Below are 12,364 nucleotides of genomic sequence, written 5' to 3' on the forward strand. Positions count from 1 at the left end.
TTATTTCAGGCATCTGCCTGTCGCTTTTCTATTTAGCGTTTATGGTTTTACTATATGCGATGATTCGCATTGCTTAAATTGATATATTAACAATACAATGTTGCATATTATGCAACGCTCTTTTGACTTAACTTAAGGCTGAAACAAAAATGGATATCCGTGATTTAAAGCTATTTCTTCATTTAGCAGAAAGTTGCCATTTTGGTCGAACCTCTAAGGCGATGTATGTCAGTCCATCCACTTTATCGCGGCAAATTCAACGCTTAGAAGAGCAGCTAGGGCATCCACTTTTTATTCGTGATAATCGGTCGGTAAAACTGACCCAAGCGGGTGAGCACCTTAAACAATTTGCTCAACAAACTTTATTACAATATCAACAACTCCAGCATGTCCTTAACCAGCAAAGCCCTTCTCTTACGGGTGAACTGCGCCTTTTTTGCTCTGTCACTGCCGCGTATAGCCACTTGCCACAAATTCTGGATAAATTCCGCGCACTGCATCCACTGGTAGAAATAAAACTCACCACTGGTGATGCGGCCGATGCTGTCGACAAAGTAGAAACCAAGGAAGCTGACCTTGGGATCGCAGGTAAACCAGAACGCCTTCCTGATAATGTAAGGTTTACTAAAATTGGTGAAATCCCATTGGTACTGATCGCCCCCGCACTACCTTGTGCTGTTCGAACCATGGCTACCGAAGAGCAGCCCGACTGGAATGCGATCCCGTTTATTCTGCCTGAACACGGACCATCACGAAAACGTATCGAACTCTGGTTTCGCCGTCATCACATCAATAATCCCGTGATCTATGCAACTGTCTCAGGCCATGAAGCTATCGTGTCAATGGTCGCACTCGGCTGTGGTATTGCCTTGATACCAAGCGTCGTTGTTGATAACAGCCCTGAGCCAGTTCGCAGCCGTATATTACAACTCGACAATATTTCGCTGGTTGAACCCTTTGAGCTAGGCGTTTGCTCGCTTAGCAAACGCCTAAGTGAACCACTCATCAAATCATTTTGGCAATTGTTGCCCGACCACTCAATCTAATGTTTGCGGTGAGCTTTGGGGGGCTAAAAAGAACCTAAATGACGGGTTCCCTGTTTCATCATGATATTCATAACCTAGCGCATCAAGGTGCCTATCGAAACGCACCTCAGGACCTGATAACTCAAACGCCGCTAACACACGACCATAATCAGTGCCATGGCTACGATAATGGAACAGTGTAATATTCCAATACGTCCCCAGAGTCTCTAAGAATTTTAACAATGCCCCCGGTGATTCTGGGAACTCAAAACTATAAAGGCGCTCCTCCAATGGCTTCGATGGTCGACCACCAATCATATAACGTACATGTAATTTCGCCATTTCATCATCGGATAGGTCGGCAACTTCATAGCCATGTTGTTGCAACTCTTGAATAATTTCACTTCGTTCGTTTTCGCCACCGCTTAACCTCACCCCCACAAAGATACAAGCACGGTCAGGATCTGCATCGGTATAACGATAATTAAACTCCGTGACTGCACGATGGCCTAATAACTGGCAGAAACGCAAAAAGCTGCCTTTTTGTTCAGGGATCGTGACCGCAAGAAGTGCCTCCCGTTGCTCACCAATTTCGCATCGCTCTGAAACATAACGCAGGCCATGGAAATTCATATTTGCACCGGATAAAACATGTGCAAGACGCTCGCCTTTAATGTTGTGCAGTTGCACATATTTTTTTAAGCCTGCTAGTGCTAATGCTCCAGATGGCTCAGCAATCGCACGCACATCCTCAAAAATATCTTTCAACGCCGCACAAATCGCGTCACTGTCTACGGTGATCACATCATCCACATATTTTTGGCAAAGACGGAATGTTTCATCACCAATACGCTTCACCGCAACGCCTTCAGCAAATAAGCCAACTCGAGGCAAGTCAACCGGATGCCCCGCTGCCAATGCGGCTTTCAAACATGCCGCGTCTTCGGCTTCAACACCGATAATTTTAATCTCAGGCATCAATTGCTTGATCAGAACCGCTACGCCAGCAATCAGGCCACCACCACCGACGGGAACAAAAATGCGATCAAGATGCGCATCTTGCTGTAACAACTCCAATGCTATTGTGGCTTGCCCTGCAATCACAGAAGGGTGATCAAAAGGGGGAACAAAGGTGTACCCCTCATTTGTCGCCATTTCGATGGCTTTGGCTTTCGCTTCATCAAAATTTGCCCCATGCAAAATGGCTTCACCACCGAAATTACGTACCGCGTCGACCTTAATATCTGCGGTTGCCACAGGCATGACAATCTTTGCTTTCACGCCAACACGACTGGCCGATAATGCAACGCCTTGTGCATGGTTCCCCGCAGAAGCGGTAACCACACCTTTCGCTTTTTGCTCATCGGTCAATCCAGCAATCATGGCGTAAGCACCACGCAACTTAAAGCTATGAACAGGCTGCCTATCTTCACGTTTAACTAAAATCGAATTTCCCATGCGAGCAGACACTTTTCTCATCTCTTGCAATGGGGTGACCTGAGCCACTTCATAAACCGGCGCACTGAGCGCCGCTTTTAAATAATCAGCACCCGTAGGCGCAGAGGGTAATGGTTTTGCAGCAGCCACCGTCATTAGCCTCCCAGCTTAGATTTATCGCGTACAGCGCCCTTATCTGCACTCGTTGCAAGAGATGCGTAGGCACGCAATGCAAAAGAGACCTCACGCTGACGATTACGTGGCGTATACGCTTTATCACCACGCGCCAATTCCGCTTCTCGGCGTTTATTCAGCTCATTATCATCAACATCAAGTGCTATCGTTCTCTTTGGAATATCGATATCAATAATGTCGCCATCTTGTACCAATGCCAACAATCCACCACTAGCGGCTTCAGGTGAAATATGACCAATGGATAACCCGGAGCTTCCTCCTGAGAAGCGGCCATCTGTAATGAGCGCACAGGTTTTCCCTAATCCCATTGATTTAAGGTATGAGGTTGGGTACAACATTTCTTGCATGCCTGGGCCACCTTTCGGGCCTTCATAGCGAATAACAACCACATCCCCTTCAACAACCTTACCGCCTAAAATGGCTTCTACAGCATCATCTTGGCTTTCATAAACCTTCGCAGGCCCACGGAAAGTTAAACTACCTTCATCAACACCTGCGGTTTTCACAATACAGCCATCTTCCGCGATGTTCCCCGCAAGTACCGCTAAGCCCCCATCTAAACTGTAGGCGTGCTCTATATTACGGATACAGCCATTTTCACGGTCAGTGTCGAGAGAAGGCCAGCGACAGTTTTGCGAAAAGGCTTGTGTTGTTCGAATACCCGCAGGCCCCGCCGAAAACATCGACTTAACGGCTTCATCTTGCGTCAACATCACATCATATTGCTCAAGTGTCTGCTTAAGTGTCAGGCCTAAAATATTTTTAACATTATGCTGTAGCAGGCCTGCTCGGCTTAACTCACCTAAAATACCAATAACACCACCAGCACGATGAACATCTTCCATATGATATTTTTGGGTGCTCGGCGCAACTTTACATAAATGCGGAACTTTGCGTGACAAACGGTCAATATCTGCCATTGTGAAATCAACATCGGCTTCTTGAGCCGCTGCTAACAGGTGTAAAACCGTATTGGTTGACCCCCCCATCGCAATATCCAATGTCATCGCATTTTCAAAAGCGGATTTATTAGCGATATTACGCGGCAATGCACTTTCATCATCTTGCTCATAATAGCGCTTAGTTAATTCAACAATACGCTTACCAGCATTGATGAATAACGCTTTACGGTCAGCATGGGTCGCAAGTAATGACCCATTTCCTGGTTGCGATAACCCTAATGCTTCGGTTAAACAGTTCATTGAGTTAGCGGTAAACATACCTGAGCAAGAGCCGCATGTTGGGCAAGCAGAGCGTTCAATTTGTTCGCTGTCCGCATCGCTTACATTAGGGTTCGCGCCTTGGATCATCGCATCCACTAAGTCTAACTTGATAATTTGATCTGAAAGCTTGGTTTTCCCAGCTTCCATAGGACCACCTGAAACAAAAATAACAGGGATATTTAGGCGTAATGATGCCATTAACATACCCGGTGTGATTTTGTCACAGTTAGAGATACATACCATGGCATCTGCACAGTGTGCATTCACCATATATTCGACTGAATCTGCAATTAACTCACGGGAAGGTAAGGAATAAAGCATCCCACCATGCCCCATTGCAATGCCATCATCGACAGCGATTGTATTAAACTCTTTAGCGACACCCCCTGCCGCTTCGATCTGCTCAGCGACAAGTTTGCCAAGGTCACGCAAATGCACATGGCCCGGTACAAATTGTGTAAATGAGTTAACAACTGCGATAATCGGTTTTCCAAAATCAGCATCGGTCATACCGGTGGCACGCCATAATGCACGTGCGCCTGCCATATTACGGCCATGGGTGGTGGTTGCTGAACGGTACTTCGGCATATCTTTACTCCCGTGTTTTAAAACAGGCGGGGAACGACCGCCTGTAAATCTGTCTGTATTTGTTATTAAGGGTTAACTGGATCTAACCAACCCCATTTATCTTCTGTTGTACCATCAAACAAACCAAAGAAGGCTTGCTGGATCTTTTTGGTCATAGGGCCACAGCGACCAATACCCACTTGAATGCCATCCACACTACGTACTGGCGTGATTTCAGCTGCGGTTCCGGTCATAAACACTTCATCAGCAAGGTATAAAGACTCACGTGATAAGGTTTGTTCACGAACTTCAATGCCCATATCCTTCGCTAACGTTAAGATCGCATCACGTGTGATCCCCGGCAGTGCAGAAGATGTGAATGGTGGTGTAAATAAAATGCCATCTTTCACTTCAAAAATATTTTCACCAGCCCCTTCAGATAAATAACCATTAACATCTAATGCAATTCCCTCTTGATAGCCATGACGACGTGCTTCACTGCCAACAAGTAGCGACGATAAATAGTTACCACCCGCTTTTGCTCCAGTAGGAATGGTATTTGCTGCAACGCGGTTCCATGAGGAAACCATAGCATCAATTCCTTGATCTAAAGCTTCTTCGCCTAAATAGGCCCCCCATGGGAAAGCCGCCATGATGACATCTGTTTTATAACCATCTGGAGGATTAACCCCCATACCAACATCACCAATAAAGACTAATGGACGAATATAGGCACTGACTAAGTTATTTTTACGTAACGTTTCACGGCATGCTTCCATCAGCTCATCAACGCTATAGCTGACAGGCATACGGTAGATTTTTGCAGAGTCACGCAAACGCTGCATGTGCTCACGATGGCGGAAAACAACAGGCCCCTTGTGAGAATCATAGCAACGGACGCCTTCAAATACCGATGTACCATAATGCAAAGCATGAGACATAACGTGTACTTTTGCATCGGCCCATGGCGTCATTTCACCGTTAAACCAAATATAGTCAGCTTTCTTAGTCATTTTATTTATTCCTTACATTGCACTTTGTGTGCGTAATAGTCGTGATTCTTGTTCTCTTATTTCAACTTCCGAAACATCAGACAGCTTAGTTAACTGAGCATATAACTGAGCTAATGGACGCTGGCTGTTCACGGTCATTTCGATATTTACATTATCACCATCCGGCATATGATCCATAGTCATCGAACTGATTTGGAATCCACGATGGCGAGTCACCCGTAATATACGCTCTAAAACCTCAGGACGGAAACGGGCCAGTATTGCGAGTTGATGTTGCATCATAACGGTTTCTCCATCATTTTTTCATTGCTCGCCCCTGGTGGAACCAACGGCCAGACGTTTTCTAATTCATTTATTGAGACCTGTAACAGATAAGCGCCTTCACTGTTGAGTAACTCATCAAGCGCTGCGTCAACTTCAGATTTTGAGGTAATGCGTCGCCCTGGGATATCAAAAGCCCGAGCCAAAGCCACAAAATCAGGGTTATCGGTTAAAATCGTTTCGCTATAACGCTGTTCAAAAAACAGCTCTTGCCACTGACGAACCATGCCTAACCGCTGGTTATCTAACAATAAAATTTTAACGGGTAGTTGTTTACGTTTAATGGTGCCAAGCTCTTGTACATTCATCATGAAAGAACCATCTCCAGAGACACAAACCACAGTGTCTTCCGGACGAGCCACTTGTGCGCCAATCGCGGCTGGAATACCAAAGCCCATGGTTCCCAAACCACTAGAAGTAATAAAATCTTCAGGTGCATCAACCGCGATATGTTGGGCCGACCACATTTGATGCTGCCCAACATCTGTCGTGATAACCGTATTTGCCTTCATACGATCAGACAGTTGCTTTAACAGCAAAGGGGCGTAGATAGCATCACCGGGATGATCGTAACGCCAGCTAAACTCATGCTTTAGCTGGCGTACCTCTTCCTGCCAAGATGAAATCGTTTTTTCCATCATCAACTCAGGTAATAACGCTTTAGCATCACCTAATAAAGCGACGTGCGTTTGACGCAATTTATCTAATTCAACATGGTCGATATCGATATGAATGACTTTGGCATTTGGCGCGAATGTATTTAACTTACCTGTCACACGGTCATCAAAGCGAGCGCCCACGGCTATCAATAAATCACAACGCTGCACCGCGAAGTTTGCCGCCTTAGTACCATGCATCCCCAGCATTCCGAGATAATATGGCTCCGAAGGTGCAACTGCGCCTAGCCCTTTTAAAGTTGTCACAGAAGGAATGCCCGTGTAATCAATAAAACGTCTTAGCTCGGCAACCGCACCTGACATCCCAACGCCACCACCGATATATAACATTGGTTTTTGCGACTGTTTGAGTAACTCTCTTGCCTCAGCAACCTCATGTGACTGGATAGGTAAATCCTGTTCAACAGGCATTAAAAACGGCGCGAGATCTGCCTGCTGCAGTTGAATATCTTTCGGAATATCAATCAGTACAGGTCCTGGGCGACCACTATTTGCGATTGCGAAAGCTTCAGCAACAATGCGAGGCAGGTCTTCAAGGGATTCCACTAAAAAACTGTGCTTAGTACAGGCCAGAGATAAACCCAAAACATCGATTTCTTGGAAAGCGTCAGTGCCAATAAATTCCGAACTCACTTGCCCCGTGATAGCCACAACAGGCACAGAATCTAACAAAGCATCCGCTAACCCAGTGATTAAATTCGTCGCTCCCGGCCCTGATGTCGCAATACAAACCCCTGTTTTTGACGTCGAGCGAGCATAACCAATCGCGGCAATAACCGCCCCTTGCTCATGGCGACACAACAGATGCTCAACCCCGCCATCATACAGCGCGTCATACACTGGCATGATAGCGCCTCCCGGATAGCCAAAAACAGTCTCCACTCCCTGCGTCCGCAATGCTTGAACTAACCACTGTGCCCCATTCATGCTTTTCTCCTGTCTTCCAATTAATTTATCTATTTGTATTTATTTTGTTTTTTTAGGTTTGATGATGTTGCTAAACTTTACGTCAAAAAAAACCCCGCGCCTTTCGGTGCGGGGTTCTCGTGAGATCTGGCTACTAATTTAGCCTTCGTCGTCCAAGTGCAGCCCCGCACGGTGGGATAATAATCACCACCACGCTGATAATAATTAGGCTAATCACTCGGAAAAATGCGTTCATCGGTTCTGTCTTTCGCTGTATTATTCGTTATCTATATTAAAGAGGTATCATTTTAAAATTACTTTGACAACTTTTATTTTAAATTTTTATTATCAAAAAATATATTTCAATATAAATCAGATAGATAAAAAACAAACAGAATAAATAACTAGTGTTTTATAGAATTTACAGCAAATACATATAGCGAAGCTATTATACGCAGCCTGATATTCCAACAAGCAAGCGTAGTATTGATGATATTAATTTTAATTTACACCTCATCTTTAAAAAAATTCCTTCTCAATTAATTTCTATTATCTATAAATTAATATCATATAACACATTAATTAATAACAATTTTACGACCACCTTCGCAAAAATTTAATCCGTGGAAAATATTTTACATTTAAGTTTCCCTTCCCACTCTCATCCTTAAAAAGAGCCATTGAAGCGGCTCTTTATTCAACAGAATATTACTCTGTTTATTCAAGGGAGGAGATATGGCATTAGCAATTGTGTATACAAGAGCATCGATAGGAATGAATGCGCCACTGGTTACTGTTGAAGCACATATTAGTAATGGGCTACCTGGATTAACACTTGTAGGTTTACCTGAAACGGCTGTAAAAGAATCGAGAGATAGAGTACGGAGCGCATTATTAAACAGCGGTTTTGAATTCCCTGCAAAAAAAATGACGATTAACTTAGCCCCTGCCGATCTCCCGAAAGAAGGGGGACGTTACGATCTTGCGATAGCAATCGCTATCTTAGCGTCATCAGGCCAAGTGCCTACAAAAATACTTCATCAGTATGAATTTCTCGGTGAACTCGCTTTGTCTGGTCATATTCGCCATGTAAATGGTGCTATCCCTGCCGCACTCGCGGCATTAACACAAAAAAGGCAACTCGTTCTTTCATCTGAAAATCAATATGAGCTGAATTTATTACCTGATAATAGTGTTAAGTTTGCAGGAACATTATTAGAACTTTGTCATTTTTTATACGAGAAAATGACATTATCAGGTAATTTCCATCCGACCGAAATCCCTGAGCCCCCCATTTGCGACGGGAATATTAGCGATATTATTGGACAAGAGCAGGGAAAAAGAGCGTTAGAGATCTGTGCAAGTGGTGGGCACAACTTATTGTTATTAGGCCCTCCTGGCACAGGAAAAACGATGCTAGCAAGTCGCCTAAAAACATTACTACCGTCCCTAACGCCACAGGAAGCCCTAGAAGTCGCCTCTATACATAGCCTATGCCATTCAAGCGATTTAACTTCTCCTTGGCCTCCTAGACCCTTTAGAGCTCCTCACCATAGCGCGTCAATGGCAGCACTCATTGGTGGAGGGAGCCTTCCTAAACCCGGTGAAATATCATTAGCCCATAATGGCATTTTATTTCTGGATGAATTGCCTGAGTTTAGCCGCTCTGTACTTGACGCATTACGTGAGCCACTTGAATCAAGGCAAGTTATTATTTCCCGCGCTAAAGCAAAAGTGTGTTTCCCAGCCAACTTTCAACTCATCGCCGCACTGAACCCAAGCCCTACAGGCCAATATCAAGGTGATTACTGCCGAAGCTCCTCCACGAAAATCTTACGCTACTTATCACGCGTTTCAGGTCCTTTTCTTGATCGATTTGATCTGTCTATTGAAATACCGCTGCTTCCGTTGGGTACACTCAGTCATCAACAGTATCAAAGCGAAAATAGTGAGCAAATCCGCGCTAGAGTCATACTTGCAAGAGAGATACAAATGAAAAGAATGGGGAAACTCAATAGCCAATTAACCGCCAGAGAAACGACAAACCTATGCCAACTTACATCCAAAGATTCACTTTTTTTGGAGCATGCCTTAAACAAACTTGGGTTATCGATACGCGCTTGGCATCGCATTTTAAGAGTCGCTCGAACTATTGCCGACTTACAAAATACCAATAATATCGAAAAACCTCATCTTCTCGAAGCTCTCGGTTATAGAGCGATGGATAAGTTATTGCTTCATTTGCAAAAACAAGTAAGCTGAGTAGTTGGAGAGGTGGTGAATGATAGTGGCATAAGCGTACACTCTAAATGAATCTACGATGATGTAGCAGCGCTTATTACACTGGCCTCATAGAGAGATTTAGAAAGTCAGCTTCGTTACTTTACGTGACTATAACGCATATAAGTTAAGGGGCCTGTAAGCCCCTCTAAATATATTGATGATATTAATCGTCTGTATCTGTATAGTCATCCGAAGGGTCTATCTGAGGCTTACCGCCAGAGAGAGTATGGAAGCGTTTCGGACGATTTATGCGGCTAGAATATTTCGCCCACACTTTTTCTTCAGGAGTTACAGGTTCCCTTTCGCCGCGGCAAACCGCAACGAAAAGTTTTTCTTCGTCGGTTTGTGCTGCACGTTTGCCGGAATCAAGCTCAGAAAAAGCTTGGCCATGGCGCTCGAGTAACTGAGCTTCCTTGATGGTAAAATCACCATGACGAGAAAAGCCACGTGGGTAATGTTTATTGTCAAAAAAACGATTAGTCGTGATGAAGCTTTCTGCCATCTGACACACTCCTAACTTATTACTGTCAACTCTTTATGGCGCGGAGTATTAGACAGCATTGACAATCTGTAAAACAAAACATTTAAATCATCACGACAAAAATTATTGGAGATGTATGTGGATACTGAGTTATTAAAAACATTTTTGGAAGTCAGTAGAACCAGACACTTCGGCCGAGCCGCGGAATCACTCTATTTAACGCAATCAGCTGTCAGTTTTCGCATCCGGCAACTCGAAACACAGCTCGGTACAAACCTATTCACGCGACATCGCAATAATATTAGGCTAACGGCTGCTGGGGAGCGCTTAGTTCCTTACGCTGAATCCTTAATGAATACATGGCTACAAGCCAAAAAAGAGATCTCCCATGCTTCACAGCATACTGAATTGTCGATAGGTGCTACCGCATCATTATGGGAAGGCTACCTTACCGATTGGATGCAATCACTGTATGAACAGCATGATGAATTACGTTTAGAGGCGAGAGTTTCGACTCGGCAGTCACTGGTGAAACAACTGCATTCGAGAGAGCTAGATTTATTAATTGCTACTGAACCGCCAAAAATGGATGAGTTCGAAAGCACCATCATAGGCACTATTGAGCTTCAATTAATGGCCTCACAAAAAAATATCGCTTTAACAAATTATAATTATATCAAATTAGAGTGGAGTGCCGATTTTCAACCTCAAAATGACGCAAGCCTTACGCCCGATGATTCGCCAGTTATGATCACGACATCTGCACACATTGCTCGTCAATTACTGCCTGTATCACTTTCTGCCGCGTTTTTACCGTCTCACTGGAGTATTCAGTACCCTGGACTCAAAACGCTCTCAGAGACCGTAATTACAAAACCACTCTACGCCGTCTGGTTACAAAAGAACGATCAACAAGCATTGATTAATCAATTAATAAAAACCCCCATTAAAAACGCACAATTAGCCCCTACGTCATAACTGACTAACTACTTATCAGTTTTAACTACGCTCGATAATACTGTCGGGCGTTTTTTCTTATCAGCCTCTTTAATTTAGCCTCTTACGCATAATAATCTCTCATACGACAGGGCTATTTCAATTCAAGCCAATAACTTAACCTGAACTCGAGATAAGAAAAATAAAAAAGAAGGGAACGAAAAGTAGGTTCGGTGATCAGATCTTTCGACCAAAAAATCACTGTTCACCAAGGAATCCACTATGCATAATTTAGTTAACTTATTTTGTCATATCGATGATTTTGCAAATTTTTCATCCCACAATGGCAAAAATACTTGATTGAAAGTGGTAAAGGTCAGCGGCTACACCAAACAAGAATGACAAGCAGTGGAATTATGACCATCATCATTGCATTCCCTATGTCTCATCATCGTGATTTGAAGCATTTTTATATTGGGTTCATTGTGGTATACCACAAAAAAGACTTTCCAACCTTATTGAGCTACACGCGTTTTTTTGACGTCATATCGAAGGGTTGAGTGCCATTACGTTCCTTCTTTACCCATCTAAAAGGTCAACCAACAGGTATCGAGTTTATTACCAGTATTAAAGTGTGCCACAACCTACGGATCCCAAAACATCGGTTTTTTAAAAACTCGGCGGCCAGAGGAAAAGAGACGATAGAATGGTTCTACGGTTTCAAGCAGCACATCATCGTTAACCATCTTGATGAGATTGTTGCCGCGGAACTTACATCAGCAAAGCATTAACTGAAGATTTAAAGATGAAAGGAATAACATTGGTTACAGGACAACGCAAAAATATGAAGCCAAAATTATTAGTGGCCTGAGATAGAGCGATGATCGCTAATCGATTCATTATTGAAACAATTAATGATCAGCTAAAAAATATTACGCAGATTGAACATTCTCACCATCGTAGTTTGCATGGATTCATGTTGAATTCACTGGGCGGTTTTACCTATTGTTTGAAACCGAAAAAGTCATCCTGAATATTTCAAATGTCGAGAAAACAGGGCTTCAAATAATGGCTTAAACCGATCTCTAGTTAACTTAGAAATAACAGGAATAGGTCGCAAATTTAGGTAGGAATTATCGATTTTTGCATAAAGAAAAACCCGATTAAAGTAATCGGGTTATCAATAAGATACTTCTTTTGTTTTTACTTAATTGGTAACTGGCAGGGGCGGAGAGGCTCGAACTCCCAACTCCCGGTTTTGGAGACCGGTGCTCTACCAATTGAACTACGCCCCTAAATT

Annotated in this window: 10 protein-coding genes, 1 tRNA gene and 1 pseudogene; 4 read left to right on the plus strand and 8 right to left on the minus strand. The window is 43.6% G+C overall.

Annotation, left to right across the window (positions count from 1 at the left end; translation table 11 throughout):
- Positions 1-149 precede the first annotated feature (149 nt).
- Complete coding sequence (gene ilvY, locus PR709_RS14905) at positions 150-1,046, plus strand: HTH-type transcriptional activator IlvY (RefSeq protein ID WP_004915447.1); 897 nt, start codon at positions 150-152, stop codon at positions 1,044-1,046.
- On the opposite strand, the gene ilvA is transcribed toward ilvY, so the two are convergent.
- The 6 genes from ilvA to ilvL all read right to left on the minus strand — a co-directional run bounded on the left by ilvA (position 1,038) and on the right by ilvL (position 7,620).
- Positions 1,038-2,612, minus strand: coding sequence for a threonine ammonia-lyase, biosynthetic (ilvA, locus tag PR709_RS14910; RefSeq protein WP_272570968.1), 1,575 nt, complete (start codon positions 2,610-2,612; stop codon positions 1,038-1,040). The genes ilvY and ilvA overlap by 9 nt on opposite strands.
- Before the next feature lie 5 nt (positions 2,613-2,617).
- Positions 2,618-4,468, minus strand: coding sequence for a dihydroxy-acid dehydratase (gene ilvD, locus PR709_RS14915; RefSeq protein WP_014657278.1), 1,851 nt, complete (start codon positions 4,466-4,468; stop codon positions 2,618-2,620).
- Positions 4,469-4,533: 65 nt separating this feature from the next.
- Entirely contained in the window at positions 4,534-5,460 is a 927-nt protein-coding gene (locus PR709_RS14920; protein ID WP_004915437.1) for a branched-chain amino acid transaminase, read from the minus strand.
- 12 nt (positions 5,461-5,472) lie between these two features.
- Positions 5,473-5,742 carry an acetolactate synthase 2 small subunit gene (gene ilvM, locus PR709_RS14925; RefSeq protein WP_004915433.1) on the minus strand — a complete coding sequence of 90 codons (270 nt, stop codon included), beginning with the start codon at positions 5,740-5,742 and terminating at the stop codon, positions 5,473-5,475.
- Positions 5,739-7,385 (minus strand): acetolactate synthase 2 catalytic subunit, encoded by a 1,647-nt coding sequence (ilvG, locus tag PR709_RS14930; RefSeq protein ID WP_004915430.1) that lies wholly within the window; start codon positions 7,383-7,385, stop codon positions 5,739-5,741. The genes ilvM and ilvG overlap by 4 nt, the downstream gene beginning before the upstream one ends.
- 133 nt (positions 7,386-7,518) lie before the next feature.
- The gene (gene ilvL, locus PR709_RS14935; RefSeq protein ID WP_071599630.1) at positions 7,519-7,620 is read right to left on the minus strand and encodes an ilv operon leader peptide; all 102 of its coding nucleotides are present in this window, start codon (positions 7,618-7,620) and stop codon (positions 7,519-7,521) included.
- 479 nt (positions 7,621-8,099) lie between these two features.
- On the opposite strand from ilvL, the gene PR709_RS14940 reads away from it, so the two are divergent.
- Positions 8,100-9,626 (plus strand): YifB family Mg chelatase-like AAA ATPase, encoded by a 1,527-nt coding sequence (locus PR709_RS14940; RefSeq protein WP_004915428.1) that lies wholly within the window; start codon positions 8,100-8,102, stop codon positions 9,624-9,626.
- Between the two features lie 184 nt (positions 9,627-9,810).
- Here PR709_RS14940 and PR709_RS14945 read toward each other — a convergent pair whose 3' ends face one another.
- The gene (locus tag PR709_RS14945; RefSeq protein WP_004915426.1) at positions 9,811-10,149 is read right to left on the minus strand and encodes a DUF413 domain-containing protein; all 339 of its coding nucleotides are present in this window, start codon (positions 10,147-10,149) and stop codon (positions 9,811-9,813) included.
- A gap of 111 nt (positions 10,150-10,260) precedes the next feature.
- Here PR709_RS14945 and hdfR point away from each other — a divergent pair, with 111 nt between their 5' ends.
- Positions 10,261-11,106: an HTH-type transcriptional regulator HdfR gene (hdfR, locus tag PR709_RS14950; protein ID WP_004915423.1), complete on the plus strand. Its 846-nt coding sequence runs from the start codon at positions 10,261-10,263 to the stop codon at positions 11,104-11,106.
- Positions 11,107-11,346: 240 nt separating this feature from the next.
- Positions 11,347-12,141: pseudogene (locus tag PR709_RS14955) on the plus strand (transposase).
- 142 nt (positions 12,142-12,283) lie between these two features.
- Here PR709_RS14955 and PR709_RS14960 read toward each other — a convergent pair.
- A tRNA-Trp gene (locus PR709_RS14960) sits at positions 12,284-12,359 on the minus strand.
- Positions 12,360-12,364 lie beyond the last annotated feature (5 nt).

This window comes from Providencia sp. PROV267, from assembly GCF_028477825.1.
Lineage (GTDB): Bacteria > Pseudomonadota > Gammaproteobacteria > Enterobacterales > Enterobacteriaceae > Providencia > Providencia stuartii.